At 45.5% G+C, this 16,807-nt stretch carries 16 protein-coding genes and 2 rRNA genes; 11 read left to right on the top strand and 7 right to left on the bottom strand.

Annotated features, from left to right (window positions below; genetic code table 11):
• Window positions 1–361 precede the first annotated feature (361 nt).
• Window positions 362–1,339 (bottom strand): hypothetical protein, encoded by a 978-nt coding sequence (locus tag B0H94_RS05220; RefSeq protein ID WP_106588206.1) that lies wholly within the window; start codon window positions 1,337–1,339, stop codon window positions 362–364.
• Between the two features lie 193 nt (window positions 1,340–1,532).
• On the opposite strand from B0H94_RS05220, the gene B0H94_RS15130 reads away from it, so the two are divergent.
• The 10 genes from B0H94_RS15130 (at window position 1,533) to B0H94_RS05175 (ending at window position 9,511) form a co-directional block, all read left to right on the top strand.
• Window positions 1,533–1,688, top strand: a complete 156-nt coding sequence (locus B0H94_RS15130; RefSeq protein ID WP_181315277.1) for a hypothetical protein — start codon at window positions 1,533–1,535, stop codon at window positions 1,686–1,688.
• Between the two features lie 908 nt (window positions 1,689–2,596).
• Window positions 2,597–3,175, top strand: coding sequence for a biotin transporter BioY (locus B0H94_RS05215; protein ID WP_106588205.1), 579 nt, complete (start codon window positions 2,597–2,599; stop codon window positions 3,173–3,175).
• Between the two features lie 24 nt (window positions 3,176–3,199).
• Window positions 3,200–4,690, top strand: coding sequence for an AMP-binding protein (locus tag B0H94_RS05210; RefSeq protein ID WP_181315276.1), 1,491 nt, complete (start codon window positions 3,200–3,202; stop codon window positions 4,688–4,690).
• Window positions 4,683–5,852 (top strand): thiolase family protein, encoded by a 1,170-nt coding sequence (locus tag B0H94_RS05205; RefSeq protein ID WP_106588203.1) that lies wholly within the window; start codon window positions 4,683–4,685, stop codon window positions 5,850–5,852. Before B0H94_RS05210 ends, B0H94_RS05205 begins: the two co-directional genes overlap by 8 nt.
• Complete coding sequence (locus tag B0H94_RS05200) at window positions 5,849–6,286, top strand: FAS1-like dehydratase domain-containing protein (RefSeq protein WP_106588202.1); 438 nt, start codon at window positions 5,849–5,851, stop codon at window positions 6,284–6,286. Before B0H94_RS05205 ends, B0H94_RS05200 begins: the two co-directional genes overlap by 4 nt.
• Before the next feature lie 13 nt (window positions 6,287–6,299).
• Entirely contained in the window at window positions 6,300–6,722 is a 423-nt protein-coding gene (locus tag B0H94_RS05195; RefSeq protein ID WP_181315275.1) for a MaoC/PaaZ C-terminal domain-containing protein, read from the top strand.
• Window positions 6,715–7,521, top strand: a complete 807-nt coding sequence (locus B0H94_RS05190; RefSeq protein ID WP_181315274.1) for an ATP-binding cassette domain-containing protein — start codon at window positions 6,715–6,717, stop codon at window positions 7,519–7,521. Before B0H94_RS05195 ends, B0H94_RS05190 begins: the two co-directional genes overlap by 8 nt.
• On the top strand, window positions 7,497–8,369 hold the full coding sequence (locus B0H94_RS05185; RefSeq protein WP_106588199.1) for an ATP-binding cassette domain-containing protein: 873 nt from the start codon (window positions 7,497–7,499) through the stop codon (window positions 8,367–8,369). The genes B0H94_RS05190 and B0H94_RS05185 overlap by 25 nt, the downstream gene beginning before the upstream one ends.
• Complete coding sequence (locus B0H94_RS05180) at window positions 8,354–9,142, top strand: energy-coupling factor transporter transmembrane component T family protein (RefSeq protein WP_106588198.1); 789 nt, start codon at window positions 8,354–8,356, stop codon at window positions 9,140–9,142. Before B0H94_RS05185 ends, B0H94_RS05180 begins: the two co-directional genes overlap by 16 nt.
• Window positions 9,143–9,202: 60 nt before the next feature.
• Window positions 9,203–9,511, top strand: coding sequence for a phage portal family protein (locus tag B0H94_RS05175; RefSeq protein ID WP_106588197.1), 309 nt, complete (start codon window positions 9,203–9,205; stop codon window positions 9,509–9,511).
• Window positions 9,512–9,576: 65 nt separating this feature from the next.
• On the opposite strand, the gene B0H94_RS05170 is transcribed toward B0H94_RS05175, so the two are convergent.
• The 3 genes from B0H94_RS05170 to B0H94_RS05160 all read right to left on the bottom strand — a co-directional run bounded on the left by B0H94_RS05170 (window position 9,577) and on the right by B0H94_RS05160 (window position 13,761).
• On the bottom strand, window positions 9,577–11,214 hold the full coding sequence (locus B0H94_RS05170) for a diguanylate cyclase (protein ID WP_106588196.1): 1,638 nt from the start codon (window positions 11,212–11,214) through the stop codon (window positions 9,577–9,579).
• 79 nt (window positions 11,215–11,293) lie between these two features.
• Window positions 11,294–11,824, bottom strand: a complete 531-nt coding sequence (locus tag B0H94_RS05165) for a hypothetical protein (protein ID WP_106588195.1) — start codon at window positions 11,822–11,824, stop codon at window positions 11,294–11,296.
• A gap of 170 nt (window positions 11,825–11,994) precedes the next feature.
• Window positions 11,995–13,761, bottom strand: coding sequence for a methyl-accepting chemotaxis protein (locus B0H94_RS05160; RefSeq protein WP_181315273.1), 1,767 nt, complete (start codon window positions 13,759–13,761; stop codon window positions 11,995–11,997).
• Window positions 13,762–13,960: 199 nt separating this feature from the next.
• Here B0H94_RS05160 and B0H94_RS05155 point away from each other — a divergent pair, with 199 nt between their 5' ends.
• Window positions 13,961–14,974 carry a zinc-binding alcohol dehydrogenase family protein gene (locus B0H94_RS05155; RefSeq protein WP_106588193.1) on the top strand — a complete coding sequence of 338 codons (1,014 nt, stop codon included), beginning with the start codon at window positions 13,961–13,963 and terminating at the stop codon, window positions 14,972–14,974.
• 165 nt (window positions 14,975–15,139) lie between these two features.
• Here the strand turns inward: B0H94_RS05155 and nagA are convergent, their stop codons facing one another.
• From nagA to B0H94_RS05140, 3 genes are all read right to left on the bottom strand, one after another.
• Window positions 15,140–16,315 carry an N-acetylglucosamine-6-phosphate deacetylase gene (nagA, locus tag B0H94_RS05150; protein ID WP_106588192.1) on the bottom strand — a complete coding sequence of 392 codons (1,176 nt, stop codon included), beginning with the start codon at window positions 16,313–16,315 and terminating at the stop codon, window positions 15,140–15,142.
• 93 nt (window positions 16,316–16,408) lie between these two features.
• A 5S ribosomal RNA gene (rrf, locus tag B0H94_RS05145) occupies window positions 16,409–16,525 on the bottom strand.
• Window positions 16,526–16,608: 83 nt separating this feature from the next.
• A 23S ribosomal RNA gene (locus tag B0H94_RS05140) occupies window positions 16,609–16,807 on the bottom strand; the annotation flags it as partial.

Here is a 16,807-nt window from a genome sequence, read left to right as displayed (position 1 = left end):
TTTGAACATTCAAACACAATTATCTGAAATGCATGGGCATGCTTAAATGTTATAAATCGAAAACATCCTGGCGAAGTTTTCCCGAGGATATCAGTACATGCTACCGGGTATTTGGGTATTCACCGCGGCCACTTTTTAACCTCCAGCGTTGAATATATATTGAGGTTTTGGTAGTTCATGCAACCTGCTCTGGTGCATCTCTTTCTGCAACAACAACGCTTAGGATCCTATTTTTTTAATGAAACAGGATCCCAAGCGCAAAATAAGTTCAATCTTTGTTATTATTGTTGGTGTGATTCTGTTACAAATTTCTCAATAACCTTACAAGGTATGCTTAGATGAAATACAATCGCACCTAACTTTAAAGCGGTTCAACACATTTGTTTTTATAATTATCCCGTTCTACTCTGTACAACTGCCGGCGGATCGCATTCCATTCGTCCATCGAAAGCGGAAGGGTTCTTAGCTCCTGCAGCACAGACTCTATATCTTCAACAGGAATCGTTTCACCATCGGCAAGCTGCTGCTGCCAATGATAAATTTGATCCTCAACTTTTTGTGAAGAGTCATCCCAAGAGAAATATAAGTAATGTTCATCAATCCCTTCAGCAAGCATGCCCATCACCTGCATAACTTCTTTTTCCGATCCAATAATTGATAAATCAGTAGCATGTAAAATAATTTCCACTGTCTCTCCGTTCAATTCGCCTTTTAATATCTTCATCCGTTTCGCCATTTGCCGGTTGAAAATACTTGCCTGCACCCACGTTAAAATGACAAATGGCCACCAAAGATATCCGGGCGGGTCTTGCACATGAAAGTCAATATTGTATTCATTCAACGTAGCTTTAACCGCCTTAAGCGCTTCGTCATACTGTCCCTTCTTTACCATCACAGCCATATGCTTTAAAGATCTTAACTTTATGATTTGCGGAAATTTAATAATCGGAACAATGATGACTAACCCAATAACAAGAAATCCGACTAAAAACGTATAAGGGTAGCCTTTCATCATCTGCACAAACGTCGATCGATGCCTTTGATTTTCTACCCGGCTCGTAATGTAACCAACGACTAGCGGAAGGAGTAAGAACAATGATAAAGACGCGATGAAAATAATGGTTTCATCTTCAGGAAGAAATGGTATAAAAATATCGGCAGCTTCTGGAAAGATGACAGAACCACCGATAAACACCCAATAAAGCGATAAAAGTCCGGCCATGCTGATTTTTGAATCATCTTTTGAAGGCATCCGCCCAAAAAAGGTCGCTGTCGCCATTTGAAAAATTTTACTTAATGTTTTTGAAGATACGATGATAATAAAACGAAAATAAGGCACTTATATCCCACCTTTCAGCTAAGTTACAGCGGCAACCTTACAACATATACCCTTTATGTCTATAGTGAAATCCTTGTAAATCAAATGATTAGGAAAGATTACTTGCGGGAATGGTAGGAGTGTCTCCCTCAATAGACCAGTATCTCGCACCTATTCTTCGCCCATGACAGATTATATAAAGGAGCGATGCCCCATGAATCAACAAGACCTGCTTGAATATATCAGTGCACGCCTTGAATTTCTCGAAGCCATGGAAAGCATCGATACAACAGGAGAATATGTTTACTTGGGCGAGCGATTAGCCTTGCGCGAGATCTTAGCATATTTAGAACAAGAAACCTCACAATAAAGCTCCCATCTATCCTATAGGTGGGAGCTTTATTGCGAGGTCTTCGACTGCTGCACTTCCCAGTGGTATCTAAGAGAACTGTGCGTAAAAACAAAATACAAAGACGAATCGTTATAATGTGGGACGATTCATCCGCTAGGGGTCTCTCTTTTTAAGATGACCGTGTTACAGTCGCCTTGATGGGTTAACAACACTTTCCCTTTTTTAAAAGCATGAACTTACGATTTTCGAATTTTACCTGAATGAATTTCATAATGACGCTTCATGAGTGATCAAAACGAACCACATCCATTGGAAATGATTGTGATTTGTAAATTGAAAAGTAACCGAAACGAAAGACGGTGACTCCCAGAGGATAAAGCGCAGGTTGAAGATCCACTTGTTCGATTGGAAATTAAATCGAACAAGCTAGCTGAAGCTAAGACCTCGGGAAAGCGTCCGTCGGTAGGGTTGGTTACGTTCATTGTTCAGTTTTTATCCTCTTATGACAAGTGTTGAAATGCATTCATGTAGATATCGGTTGATAAAAAAACATTTCTACAATTCATGGCCATCTAAATAAGGAAAGGCTGCCAAGCATTGGCGGCGACGCCACCAGGAACAGCGCAAGCCGAAAATCCCGCAGGCAGTGACTTTCTGCCGAGAAAGTTGAGGTCGTGCCTGGGGCTAAGAAGACACAGTGAGATCAAGCCTCAGCGTAGGTCAAACCGATGTCGCCCTTGTGCCCTCGGGGTGTAAGCGTCCGCCGCAAAGCTCCCATCTATCCTATAGGTGGGAGCTTTATTATTGGTTAAGCTTATGGTTTCACAAAATTAAATTGACAATTTTCTCTTTCTCTTATATTCTCTATCTTAACAATGTAAACACTTAAAAAATAAAAGTTTACAATCAGGGAAAGGGGTCTACATATGAACACAAAAGGTATGGTTCTCGCAGCTTTATTTGCAGCCCTCGTTGCTGTACTCGGCTTAATGCCACCAATTCCTACACCAATTACACCGGTGCCAATCACCGCACAAACCCTCGGTGTTATGCTTGCCGGTGGTTTTCTTGGCATGAAATTAGGCGGTATCAGTATGGGTCTCTTCGTTCTCCTCGTTGCCGCTGGCGCCCCGCTTCTTGCAGGCGGCCGTGGTGGGCTTGGCGTCATCGCTTCACCGACCGGCGGATTCTTTTTAAGCTGGCCGATTATCGCAATGTTCATCGGATGGGCGGTGGAACGTATGTGGAATTCCTTAACGACACTTAAATTGTTTTTCATTAATGTTGTTATTGGCATGCTGCTCATTTATCTGATCGGTGCTACTTATCAATCCTGGATTACCGGTGTTCCATTGACAGTTACCTTATTGGGAACTACTAGCTTCTTGATCGGTGATTCCTTAAAAGCGGCCGCAGCTGCTATTCTTATCATGCAGGTAAAAAGCCTAAGCCCGATTAACGAACGTAAACACGAACCAAAAAATCAAACAGCAGAGGCGGCCTAACTGTTGCTTCAAGGAGATATGAAGATGAACATCGCTGACCAACTTGCTGTCCATGCGCAAACATCTCCGAATAAAACGGCAGTGGTGATAGGCTCAACGAAGCTCACATATGCCGAGCTGAATGACAGTGCCAATCAGTCAGCCCGCGGCTTAGCTGCTGCCGGAGCAGCTGGTCAACATACGGCCTTGCACGCTGCTAATCACTCCGCCTGGATTCAAATGTTTTTTGGTGCTCTCCGGGCCGGTAGCATCCCTGTAATTATGGACCCTGCTTGGCGTCCTCATGAAACCGAAGATGTCCTGCAGCGTACGCAACCGGCGGTTATTCTTACTGATCAACCCGGGCACATCACATTGCCGGAGACATCAGCTGTAAGCCCACAAATTTTAACAACGGGTGATCATGCAAGCTTTCAAACCTGGATCTCGGAACAGTCAACCAACCCGATATTACTCTCGAATCAGCACCAAACATTGCTGATCGGCTTCACCTCTGGCACCACTGGACACCCGAAAGGTTATATGCGGACGCACCGTTCTTGGATTGAGAGCTTCTTTGTTTCCAACCCCGAACTCGGCTTAACTGGTGAAGATACCATCATTGTTCCGGGCCCGCTCTCTCATTCGTTGAATTTATACGCGCTCGTTCATGCCTTGATTCTCGGAGCTACAGTGGAGCTTTTGCCAAAGTTTCAGCCCGGCAATGTTCTTAACGCTTTAAAAAGACATGCAAGTACAGTCCTTTTTCTCGTCCCTACTTTAACGCAGTCTGTTCTGAATAAGGCGGATCGGACTCGTGAAAACATCCGGGCTCCTAAAGCCATCATCTGCTCCGGAGCAAAATGGACTGAAGCTTCTAAGCAACAAGCAGAACACCTATTTCCAGAAACCGATATTTTTGAGTTTTACGGATCTTCAGAAGCAAGTTTTGTTTCACTTTTAACACCTGCTGGTCGCCAAGCACATCCTGAAACTGTCGGCCGGCCGTTTGAACGCGTTCATATCTCAATAAGAGATGATGATGGGAGTGAACTGTCTGTCGGTCAAACCGGAAGGCTTCATGTAAAAAGTCCGCTCGTTTTTTCCGGATATTACGGAGATGATGAAGCGACAAATCAAGTGTGCTTAGATGGCTGGGTGAAAATGTCAGAGTATGCACGACTTAATCATGAAGGGTTTTTAACCATTGCCGGACGGGCGGAAAACATGATTGTCAGCGGCGGTTTAAATGTGTATCCGGAGGAAGTTGAGACGGTACTTAAACTTCTACCGGAAGTCACTGAAGCTGTTGTTACACACTTTGAAGATTCATTTCGCGGGGAACGGATTTGCGCTTATGTTATGTGGCACGATGAACCGTTAACCTTGCAGCAGCTAAAAACGCACTGCCGCACCTACCTTTCCGACTACAAAGTACCGCATCAGCTTGAATCAGTCACTGAACTTCCTTATACACCAAGCGGCAAAGTCGCACGAAGCGAACTTCAACCTAAGGAGGCGCCTCTTCATGAATGAAGCCGTCATCGTCCTTGCCAAACGAACGCCGATTGGGCTTGCCGGCGGAATATACAAACACATTGAGCCCGAACATCTGGCCGCACCAGTACTGCAAAAGCTCTGCCGTGAAGCCGGCGTCAATGGTGAAGAAATTGATGAAGTCATGCTAGGTAATGCCGTCGGTCCCGGTGGTAACATTGCACGCAAAACGGTGCTCACCGCTGGCCTTCCAGCTCATGTTCCTGGCGTAACAGTTGACCGGCAGTGCGGCTCAGGGCTGGAAGCGGTCATTACAGCGCTGCGGCATGTACAAGCAGGTGCCGGCTCAATTTATCTTGCCGGCGGGCTTGAAAGTACAAGTCGTGCCCCGTGGCGGATTGAAAAGCCTGGCTCTTTATACGACACCCCGCCGAACTTTTACAGTCGGGCAGCTTTTGCACCAGAATCTACGGGGGATCCAGAGATGGGCGTGGCTGCTGAAAATGTCGCCGAAGCTTACCAAATTTCACGAGAAGCTCAGGATAGCTGGTCGGTAAGAAGTCACCACCGCGCAGCAGCCGCTCAAGAAAACGGCGTGTTTGAAAGTGAACTTGTTTTAATTCCAGGCACTTCAGCTGAAACTGACGAAGGACCGCGCCCAAATATAAGCCGGCGGCTGCTTCAACGCATGCCACCAGCCTTTCGGGAAGGCGGAACGGTTACTGCTGGCAACGCATGCGCGATCAATGACGGCGCTGCTGCTGCATTGGTCATGTCCAAAGCAGAAGCTGAAAAACGGGGATTCACATCCTGGCTTACCTTTGTGGACGCTGCTTCAGCCGGCGTTGATCCTAAACTCCTTGGCGTTGGACCTGTGCCTGCAGTTCAAAAGTTGTTTGCGCAAAACGGATGGCACCCCGAGGACTTAGCACGTGTCGAATTTAACGAAGCATTTGCATCGCAAGTACTCGCCTCTTTGCAGGAACTTGAGATTCCTGTAGCAGTCGTCAATCAACACGGGGGCGCGATTGCTTTTGGGCATCCGTACGGAGCTTCCGGTGCTGTTTTAATTACACGACTGCTTGCAGATTTACAGCGCGGCGGAAAAACAGGAGACAAGGTGCTTGCTGCACTTGGCATTGGCGGCGGGCTGGGCACCGCAGGCTTATTTACATTTGAGACAAACGGTGATGCTGAATGACAAAGTTAAAAGAAGGCATGACTTCTCCAACATTCACATTTGATGTCAACCAAAAAGTTATTACTGAAATGGCCGCTGTGACTGCAAGGCACATCGGTGTACATACAGATGTGGTAAAAGCCCGGGCCGCCGGGTATCATAATATTTTAGCACCGCCCGGGTTTCATTCGAAAATATGGCAGCAGGCTGACCTGCCTTGGTTCAACGGGATGAGTGGTACGATCCTGCATTTAAAAGAAGAAGTTACAGTAAATACACCAATTACTGCCGGTCTCAAGCTTTCGTGCAGTGTTGAACTTAATAAAGTAAGAGAGCGCCGCGGTCAAACCTGGATTACGCAACGCACAACGGCACACTGCCAAAAGACTCAGGCGCTGCTGCTTACGATTTACAGTACGTTTCTACATTATCATGATGCACCTTATAATCGTTAGGAGAATTTTCGTTGTGAGCAGCCGAACTGAACTTATAAAAATAATACCAGCCTTTACACAGGAGGATGTCCAAACTTATGCACATATCTCTGGAGATCACAGCCTCATCCATACAGATCATGCCGCTGCGCTAGATGCCGGTTTTCAAGGTGTGGTCGTCCACGGGATGTTCGCTGCCGCAACTGTAGAAAATGAGATTAGCGGCTTATTTACGCCTCCGCCATTTGTGACGGCATCCTCCTGCAGCTTTCAATCCCCAGTATACACCGGTTGCGATCTAGAGCTTTCTATTAAGATCCAGCAGACTACTCAAGGTGTCACCTGCACTTATGTGCTCAACGAGGTGGAAGGCGAAACAGTTATACGTGGCAAGGTTGACTTACAAACACCCGCCGGTTCGATTAGACTCAGCCAAGGAGATGATTGGCATGCTTAACGTCCAACAAGTCAGCTTTCAATATCCTGGTGGCATGACGGCAATCCGTGATGTCACCTTCTCTATTCAACCTGGCGAGTTTACTGCCATTGTCGGCGGAAACGGCAGCGGAAAATCAACTATAACAAAGCTATTATCCGGTCTGTTGCAGCCAGACGCTGGTTCTGTACAACTCTTTGGCAACCCTGTGAAAGCAGGTAAAAGCGGGGTTGGCCTAGTTTTTCAAAATCCAGAAGATCAAATGGTCGCTTCAACCGTAGAAGATGAAATTTTATTCAGTCTCGAAAATCAGCGGACCGCCCCGGCGGACATGCCTGCCATTGTAGAAGATGTGCTTCAAGCAGTGCGCCTCGAAGGTTTTGAAATGAAGGAGCCGTTTGAACTCTCCGGCGGGCAGAAGCAACGAGCGGCGATTGCTTCAGTTCTTGCAATGAAACCGGATTTGTTCATTTTTGATGAAGCCACATCCATGCTCGATCCGACTGGACGCGAAGAAGTACAAGCCCTTATGCATCAACTGCATCACCAAGGGACGACGGTGTTGAATGTGACACATGATATGGAAGAGGCTTTGCACGCGGAGCGGCTGCTTGCGTTTCAACACGGTGAGCTTGCTTACGATGGGGCACCTGCTCCCTTGCTGCACAACACAGCATTTCTTCAAGAGCTTGAACTTGTCCCGCCTTTCCATGTTCGAATGCTTGAAGCTTTGAAAGCAGAAGAAGTCCCGTTACAAGAAACTTACTTTTCAGAAGAAAGGTTGGTAGATGCGTTGTGCCACTTACGACCGAGAACTTAAGCTACCAATTTAAATCACTACATGAAGATCCCGCAGCTCAAGCACTCGCACCGCTGGATCTGCATATTCAAGATGGTAAGTGGCTTGCGGTATGCGGCCATACAGGGTCAGGTAAATCCACCCTTGTCCGGCTTTTAAAAGGGCTGCTAACACCAAATACCGGTGTCATCACATGGGGCGGTGAGACGCTGGGAGACAACCGGGGGACAGCGATTCGGCAAGATATTGGCTTTGTATTTCAACAACCAGAGCACCAACTTTTCGAAGCAACTATAGCAAAAGACCTTGCCTTTGGCCCGAAACTTTTCGGTTTTTCTAAAACATGGATCGAAGAAAGACAAAGCGAAGTTCTTACTCAAGTTGGTCTGACCCCGGAAATCCTCTCCAGGGCCCCGTTTCAATTAAGCGGCGGCGAAAAAAGACGAGCTGCGATTGCAGGGGTACTTATGCTCCAGCCGAGGATGCTTATTCTTGACGAGCCAACAGCCGGCCTGGATCCATTGGGGCAAATAGAGCTTTTAGATATGCTTGAATCGTGGAGGAAAGAAACCGGAGCTACGATCATTTGGATTACACATGATATGAACCAAGCTGCAGCGTACGCTGAAGAAATGGTTGTGTTAAAAGAGGGGCACATGCTTGCGCATACAACCCCGTACCAATTATTTATGAATGAAGCCCACATCGCAGCAGCATCTAACTTAAATCTGCCGCGTACAGCTCAACTTTTACATCAGCTTGAAAAACATTTCGAGCAAAACATTGAGGCAGATGGACTGAGTGAAACAGCCGTCGCAGCAGCTATTGGCAAAGTGGTAAGGGAGGAAGCTGTATGGGAAGTGTTTTAATCGGCCAATACATCCGAGGAAGCTCTGTCATTCACCTTCTTGACCCAAGGGCGAAGCTTATTAGTATTTTCGTTTTAATGTTTGCGATCCTCTGGATTGATACTGCCCTTGGCTACGCTGCTGCTGCTGTCGTAACTGCAGCAATGCTCTACATTGCACGGATCCCATTTAAGACGTTTTTGCGCAGTCTGCGTCCAATGATTATTATCTTAAGCTTTCTCGCGCTTGCACACGCCATCGTAACACCAGGGACAACGCCACTATTCAGTTTTGGATGGCTTTCTGTTTATCCTGAAGGCATCATAAATGCTGTTGAAATGGTTGTTCGGATCATATTACTTGTTACAATTGCTTCGATTTTAACGTTAACAACCAAGCCTCTTGAAGTTACACAAGGCTTGGAACAACTGCTGAGTCCGTTGCAGCGGTTCAAGCTGCCCATTGAACAGTTCGCATTTATGGCTTCGCTTACGCTCCGGTTTATTCCAACTTTACTGCTCGAAGCTGAAAAAATTATGGAGGCTCAAAAAGCAAGAGGTGTTTCGTTTCAACAAAAAAATCCTTGGAAACGTTTAAAAAGCTACATCCCGATTATGCTGCCGCTTTTAACTTCTGCTGTGCAGCGTGCGGGGCGATTAACTGATGCGTTGGAAGCCCGCGGTTATCAGCCTGGTGCAAAGCGAACGCGTAGCCGCCAGTTCGTATACAAGCAGCTGGATTACGGTGCCTTCACCATTTTCGGGGCTGTATCTGCAATGCTTGTGCTACTTTAAATACATGAGCGGACAATCCGCGTCATACAATGCTTGCAACCTACTTTAAGGAGGCATTGTATGACTGATAAATGCACACTAAAGGTTGACCGCCATGCCAAAAGCTTCATTATGAATAATGGAGGGATCGTAACACTTGATCCTTATACACCCTGGGATGTAACAATCTCTTGTTCTCCTCCACCTGACTTCACCTTTTACCGGGCATTCGAGCAGGATGGTATCACCTGTTATATTCAAAAAGACCTAATCCCAAAAGAGACGATTCACTTTCATACCACCGGATTTGGACCGTTCGAGCACTTACAAGTACGTGGCGTTAAACCGCAAAAAAAGGACAAGAAAGCAGAAAATGATGCTTTAAAGTGATTGTTGATATAACAAAAACGCTCTTTGTTATTCCATGAGGAAACAAAGAGCGTCGCTATATTCACTTAACCAAATACACGCTCTGCCAAACGGAACACACGGGCAGCCACTTCTTCTACACGGAAAGGCTTCACCATATAATCATCTGCTCCGCTTTTCAGCGCATGTACAATATCTTCTTCACGCTGCCGGCCGGTCAGCATCATAATAATGATATCTTCTGATGGATGACTTGACCGAACTTCCTCAAGCACTTGAAAACCATCGATCACCGGCATGACACCATCAAGTAAAATAACGTATTTTTCCCCGGCTTCATACCAAGATGTATTTAAAAGCTCGACACCACTTTCATATGTTTGAAACTTAACATCAAACGAACCCCCCGGCTCCCATGTTTCAAAATAGCGGGTAAGCAGCCGGCGCATAAAGCGGTCATCATCAACAACAAGGATATTTAAAACCGTTGCCGGCGGTTGAAAATTTGATGCCGGATCATACACCCGCACATTGTTCCGACCACACCTTTTTGCTTCATACAGAGCTTTATCGGCTTTTTCCAGCAGCAACGCCGGGTAATCATGCGCTGCGGACGTACCTTTAATCCCGGCAGAAAATGTGACTTGAAACGCTTGTCCGTCTCTTGCGTAAAAAGCTTTAGCTGCAAACGCTTCACGAACTTCTTCAACGAACTGGCGAGCTTTCTCGGTTGCTAAGCCTGGGAACACAACGGCAAACTCTTCGCCACCGTAACGAAACACCTCATCAGCCGCCCTGAATTTCTGCCGCAGCATACGAACGAGTTCGCGCAGCACTTCATCACCGATGTGGTGGCCATACTGGTCATTTACCGGCTTAAAATGGTCAACATCCAAAAGAGCAAGGGTAAACGGGATGCCGTCACTTGCAAAAAGTCTTCCTCGTTCCTCAAGCACAGCTTCAAGGTGACGCCGGTTATACGCACCGGTTAAACTATCCACGAGCACTTCACGATCAGTGGCTTCTTTATGCGCAAGGCGATTTGCAGCGATTGTTCGAAGCAGCTTTGAGGATATTCGCTTCGCTAAAATATCAAATGCCCCAGCTTCGTAAGCCGCAATTTGATTCTCTTCAGTTAACGTATTTGCGACCATAATTAAAGGAACGTTTAATTTTTCAGCAGCTAAACGCAGGGAACGCAAAACTTGAAATCCATCTTCTCCAGGCAGGTCTTGATCTATAAATACAAGCGAGGGCTGAACATTATCAAATAAGGTTCGACCTTGTTCAGCCGTTGCCGCTGCAACCACTTGGTAGCCTTCTTGTTCAAAGATTGCTTTTTTCTCTGTTAAGTAATCTACATCGTGATTAATAATTAAAATAAATGATGTCTCGCTCGCCGGTTTGATCGCTTCTAAGGCATCCCCTGTCAAAGGTTCTGCTGGAATATTCGTTAACGTTTCTCCCTCTACAAGCGGCAGCAGCTCTTTGATTATAGAACGCCACTGCTCGCTTGGGTATATCGATGCACCTTGTTTTGATAGCGTGTTTGAGTAATCATGTACACGTTGCAGCAACTCAGCATCGTCTATTTCTTCCGCTTCGTTTGCAACTTTATTTAAAAAATCCTGTAATTCGCAAGCTCGAATTGCAGAGCGGCCGTTCCACTCTCGGAGTTTATGATGGATATAATCTATAACGCGCTGGCTTTGTATCTCATTCATCCCGGCCACTCCTTTGCTTCAAATTTGTACATATCCTACTTTATTATAACGAACTTGTACAAATGACGAAAACAAAGTCCTACGAATATTTTCTCAATCGAATCTTATCAACAAGCTCACCATCTGTTGCGAAAAACGAGAGTTGAAGTTTATGCTCCCTGTCGATATATCCGATTTCACGCCTGTTGGTCTCATCATGCATATATGTAAAGCAACTTTCACCATAAACTTTCCGCACGTCATTAAAAGTATCACCGATATGAATGCCTTCACTACTTGCTACCGGGTTTGAGCGCTCCGCTTGCGTTACGACCTCCTTAATTCGTTGATCGTCTGCTTGGGTGTGAAGCGTTAAACGCTCATTAATATAAACTTTTCCGTCCGATGATGGTTGCTCACTCACATCAGGACCTGGCCGGAAATCAGCCAGACTACTAATCTCTTGTACCTCTTCGATAACCATACCAGGTGTGACACCATGCAAATGTTCTTCAGCTAAATGAGAAGAGCTAACCGACTCAATCAATTCATTCCGTGACTGGCATGAAGCAAGTATGTAAAGTAATGCAATTGAGCTGATCATAAGCAATAGTGATCGATGTTGTAACATGTTTAACCACCTTCATAAATGCAATTTAATAACCTACCTTTCTATTTTACAACATTATCCATATTATTCGTTATATAAATTTAACATTTTATTGAATTTTCACCCACTTATTATGACACGTATCCATAAAAAGCAGCGAAGCTCTATGCTCCGCTGCTTTTTATGTGATGTCACGTTTTAAACCGCTTCAATGTCTCCTGCATATCTTCCGCAAGCTCTGCTAAAGATTCTGACGCATTGGAGATATCCTCCATCGAGGCAGTCTGTTCTTCACTTGTCGCAGAGTATTGATCACTTAGCTCCGTGCCCTGCCGTACCGACTGCTGGAACGTGTGCAGAGAGTTTGTGATTTCTTCTGCATCGCTGCTAAGGTTCTGTAACGTGTTTGAGATTCCATCAAGTGCCTCGCGAACATCGCGGCCATAATTATGAATCGTCGCAAAGCTTTCAGTCACTTCCGTATTTTGCTCAGTGCTTTCTTTTACTTTTGCAGCTGATGCCTGCATCGCCGTTGCAGCCTCTTCAACATCACGATGCATGGCTGTAACTAAGTCTTGAATTTTTTGCGCAGACTGACCAGACTGCTCGGCCAACTTTCTCACTTCAGCCGCAACGACTGCAAAACCTTTACCTGATTCACCTGCACGAGCAGCTTCGATAGCTGCGTTTAAAGCGAGTAAATTCGTCTGCTCCGATATATCTGTGATCAAACCGGTAATTTGACTCACTTCACCTGAACGATCTTTTAAACGATGAATCTTTTGTTCTGTTGAAGCGACGGAGTCTGTTAAATCCTTCATTTGACTTTGTGCCTCTTGAAGCTTGGCCGTCCCTGATTCTGAATGGGCTTGTGTTTCCTTTGCAAGTTCACGTGCTTTTTCTGTTTCTTCAGCTGAAGTGGTTACAGCTTCCGCTTGCGCATGAACTTTCCCTGCCACCTGCTCAATGCCTTCTGCGTTTTCTTTCGTTTTATCAGCAAACTGCTCAGAGTTTTTAGCGAGTTCTTCCATCGCACTTGTACTTTCTTCTGCACTTGCAGACAACTCTTCTGATGAAGATGCCAGCTGTTCACCGTAACTTTTGACACGGTCCACAAGCGCCCTTAATTGATCGGTCATTTGATCAAAGGACTGTGTGAAAGACTGCAGCTCATCTTTATTTTTAATTTCCGGTCCATCTGTTGCTAAATCGCCTGTCGCTACCTGCTCCATGTGAGCTTCAAGCTGGCGAACCGGACGTGATAAATGGCGGGCAAAGAAGTAAACAGCTACGCCGCCAAAAAGCAGTGCCACTCCAATTGTCGCTGCCATAATGGTTAACAACGTATTTGCGCCACTATTATAATCCGACATATACGAACTTGCGGTCACAATCCACCCCCAGTTTTCATCATAATCTGCATAAGCGATTTTTGTTTCTGTTGGAGGATTTTCTTCGTCTTCATATCCTGGCAGCGCCCAGTCGTAGTAGTCAAATCCACCACCCGCCTGCGCCATTTCTATTTGATCCTGCACAAAATACCGGCCATCTTCATCCTGCACATCCCAGACATTTTCACCTTCAAGCTCAGGGTGAGCCACTTCTAAACCTTCCTCATCATAAACAATAAAATAGCCGTGCTCACCTAAATCTACTTCATCAGTAATTGGACGTGTGCCATCCTCTCGCATTTCACCAAGAATATGTTCTTTAACCTCTTCTTCTGCCTCTTCCTGTGATATGTTTCCTTCTTCAACTTGTTCATCTAAAGATTCAATCATTTGAAGAACTTGATTCACACTGTTTTCAAGCATAACTTCGCCTGATTCATCTAATTCACTTGAAGCTGTTTGATAACCAGCCCACCCGATGATTGCACTCGGGATCACTAAAAGACATAATGCAAATAGCGCAACTTTTTTACCAATTGTCATACGTGTGAGTCTGCGCTGTTCCAACGAATATCCTCCTCCATTTGTTGTTACTTTAATTGGGTGTATCATAACATGTTTAATAATGTAAGAATAAGGGTAATTCTTAGGTTTTAGATTAAAATAAAACAATATACCTAACTAAAGTTAGTATCCTTTGTTTTCATAAGGGGAAACGAAGGGTATAGCAAATTTATGTCATTAATCATTAAAGGAGGAGCATAATATGAAAGCAGTTGGTACTTATCGCAGCCAGCCGATTGAAGCGGTTAACAGCCTCGTAGAGGAAGTCGTAGATCAACCTAACGCAGAGGGACGGGATATTCTAGTTCGTGTTGAAGCCGTATCAGTCAACCCTGTCGATACAAAAATGCGCGGTCACCGTAAAGAAGACAACGGCGAATTTGCGATTTTAGGATATGACGCTTCCGGCGTCGTTGAATCTGTCGGTAGTGATGTAACCATGTTCTCTCCTGGGGATAAAGTTTATTATGCCGGCGATTTCACTAGACAGGGATCAAATGCACCGTATCAACTCGTAGACGAACGCATTGTAGCAAAAAAGCCAAATACTTTAACCCATGAAGAAAGTGCCGCTCTCCCATTAACAACATTAACTGCCTGGGAAGCTATGTATGAGCGTCTCGGTATTCACGAAGACAAAGATGCCGGTAAAGCCATTTTAATTATTGGCGGCGCCGGGGGGGTTGGCTCTGTTGCGATCCCGCTAGCGAAGCAGACAGGGCTCACTGTCATTGCTACTGCTTCACGTGAAGAGACGAATGACTGGTGCATTCAGCGCGGGGCCGACCATATCATTAATCATAAACATCCGCTTCAGCCTCAACTTGAAGAACTCGGTTTTAGCGATGTCCCTTATATATTCTGTTTGAGCGACACAGCTGAACATTGGGATAACCTTGTAAACTGTATCGCTCCGGAAGGCGCAATCTGTTCGGTCGTTGGTGTGGAACAACCTTTAAACTTAACAGACTTGATGGCAAAAAGCGCCACATTTGCATGGGAGTTTATGTTCACCCGCCCAGCCTTTCAAACCGAGACAATGAGCAGGCAACATGAGATTCTTAAAAAGGCTGCTCAATTCGTTGATGAAGGTAAACTGACGACAAGCATGACCGAAAACTGGGCACCATTGGATGCAGAGACATTGAAACAAGCACACGCCAAGCTAGAAGGTGGAGGCATGATTGGAAAGCTTGTCATTTCGCAAAAAACTTAAGAGCGCCTGACTTACCAGGATTGGCAGCTTAGGGATCTATACGCGTGAAACCAAACACGGACCAGATATTTAATCAAAGGCACCTTGATTTTCACACCTTTTTATTAAAAACGAAGACGCCTGCAGGTAAGGTACCGCAGGCGTCTTCTTTGTTTGCTGTTTTCTTTACTTTAACGGTGTTTTTTCGTACACAAGCTCCCCCCGAACAAACGTAGCCGCAACTTCTAAGTCTTGTGTTAAAACTACAATATCCGCATCTTTTCCAGGTGTGATTGTACCTTTTCGATTTGTTGCTTTAGCTGCCACAGCCGGATTTACGGCCGTCATCTTTACTGCTTCAAGTAAACTACATCCTGTAAACGCTAAAAGATTATTTAATGCTCGGTCCATCGTCAACACACTACCGGCAAGTGTTCCATCACTTAAATAACAACCGCCACCATCCAGCGTCACAGGTTGTCCGCCAAGCTCACCAAAAGTTTGATTGACCCCTTTCAAACGAATCGCATCTGTTACGGCAATTAAGCGATCTGCACCTGCCAATTTCCAAGTAAAATGAAGCATGTCCGAATGAACATGAACCCCATCTGGTATGATCTCCATAGCAGCTTTTCCATGCGCAAGTACAGCAGCGGCAGCTCCTGGTGTTCGGTGTTCCAAACCGCTCATCGCATTGTACATATGCGTTACTTGATGAACATATGTTGATAAAAGTGATGCCATTTCACGATAGTTTGCATTTGTATGCCCCGCTGAAACTGTTACGCCAGCGTGATTTAGTGCTTTTAATAGTTGCTGGTCCTTGTCCAACTCAGGAGCTAATGTCATTATTTTTATCCACTGTTTTGATGCGTCGCTCAATCGTTGATACAATTCAACATCAGGCTTCTGTATTGCTGATTCAGGTTGTGCCCCCCGTTTTAAAGGCTCGATAAACGGCCCTTCTAAATGAATACCAAGCGCTTCTGCTTCCCCGTTTTCTGGCGCTTCACAAACATTTGCTGAGGCATGAAGTGCTTGCACTAACGATTCAGTTGATCCGGTTAATGTTGTCGGTAAAAACGAGGTTGTTCCTTCTTTCGGAAGTGAACGAGCTATGCTGCGTACAGCTGCAATTGTGCCATCCATCACATCGAAGCCGTCGCTTCCGTGAAGATGTGTATCAATCATGCCGGGGATGACGATTGATCCAGGCGTAAGATTAATCATCTCATCAGCCTCTGAAGAAGGAGAGCCTGAATAAACAGCAGAAATTTTTTCATCTTTTACCACAACATATCCATGACTGATATCTTCGTCACCTGTAACAATCCGTCCACCTCGAAGTATTAACCGACCCATGAAAAGCCTCCTTCTGCTGATCAAACAACATTTACTCACTACTATAGCACAATATAAAAAAGCCCTCCGGCTGTATAGCCGGAGGGCTGGTCTGCTTGGCGACGTCCTACGCTCACAAAGGGTTGCCCCTTCATTACCATCGGCGCTGAAGAACTTAACTTCCGTGTTCGGCATGGGAACGGGTGTGACCTCTTCGCCGTCATCACCAAGCTGATTGAGCGTCGTTCGCTCAAAACTGGATAACCGACAACTGCTTCCACAATGATCTGCGTCTTGGTTCATAAATGTGTCTATAGGATAAGCCCTCGATCGATTAGTATCGGTCAGCTCCATGTGTCACCACACGTCCACTTCCGACCTATCAACCTCGTCATCTTCGAGGGATCTTACTCACTTAACGTGATGGGAAATTTCATCTCGAGGGGGGCTTCATGCTTAGATGCTTTCAGCACTTATCCCGGCCGCACGTAGCTACCCAGCGATGCTCCTGGC

Origin of the sequence: Salsuginibacillus halophilus, assembly GCF_003014715.1 — a bacterium.
Lineage (GTDB): Bacteria > Bacillota > Bacilli > Bacillales > Marinococcaceae > Salsuginibacillus > Salsuginibacillus halophilus.
This window is presented reverse-complemented; position numbering and strand designations above follow the sequence as displayed.

What these genes read in the sequence shown, in the direction of transcription:
- B0H94_RS15130 (WP_181315277.1), top strand. Translation starts at nt 1,533, where the DNA reads ATGAATCAACAAGACCTGCTTGAATATATCAGTGCACGCCTTGAATTT.
- B0H94_RS05215 (WP_106588205.1), top strand. Translation starts at nt 2,597, where the DNA reads ATGAACACAAAAGGTATGGTTCTCGCAGCTTTATTTGCAGCCCTCGTT.
- B0H94_RS05210 (WP_181315276.1), top strand. Translation starts at nt 3,200, where the DNA reads ATGAACATCGCTGACCAACTTGCTGTCCATGCGCAAACATCTCCGAAT.
- B0H94_RS05205 (WP_106588203.1), top strand. Translation starts at nt 4,683, where the DNA reads ATGAATGAAGCCGTCATCGTCCTTGCCAAACGAACGCCGATTGGGCTT.
- B0H94_RS05200 (WP_106588202.1), top strand. Translation starts at nt 5,849, where the DNA reads ATGACAAAGTTAAAAGAAGGCATGACTTCTCCAACATTCACATTTGAT.
- B0H94_RS05190 (WP_181315274.1), top strand. Translation starts at nt 6,715, where the DNA reads ATGCTTAACGTCCAACAAGTCAGCTTTCAATATCCTGGTGGCATGACG.
- B0H94_RS05180 (WP_106588198.1), top strand. Translation starts at nt 8,354, where the DNA reads ATGGGAAGTGTTTTAATCGGCCAATACATCCGAGGAAGCTCTGTCATT.
- B0H94_RS05175 (WP_106588197.1), top strand. Translation starts at nt 9,203, where the DNA reads ATGACTGATAAATGCACACTAAAGGTTGACCGCCATGCCAAAAGCTTC.
- B0H94_RS05170 (WP_106588196.1), bottom strand. Translation starts at nt 11,214, where the DNA reads ATGAATGAGATACAAAGCCAGCGCGTTATAGATTATATCCATCATAAA.
- B0H94_RS05165 (WP_106588195.1), bottom strand. Translation starts at nt 11,824, where the DNA reads ATGTTACAACATCGATCACTATTGCTTATGATCAGCTCAATTGCATTA.
- B0H94_RS05155 (WP_106588193.1), top strand. Translation starts at nt 13,961, where the DNA reads ATGAAAGCAGTTGGTACTTATCGCAGCCAGCCGATTGAAGCGGTTAAC.
- nagA (WP_106588192.1), bottom strand. Translation starts at nt 16,315, where the DNA reads ATGGGTCGGTTAATACTTCGAGGTGGACGGATTGTTACAGGTGACGAA.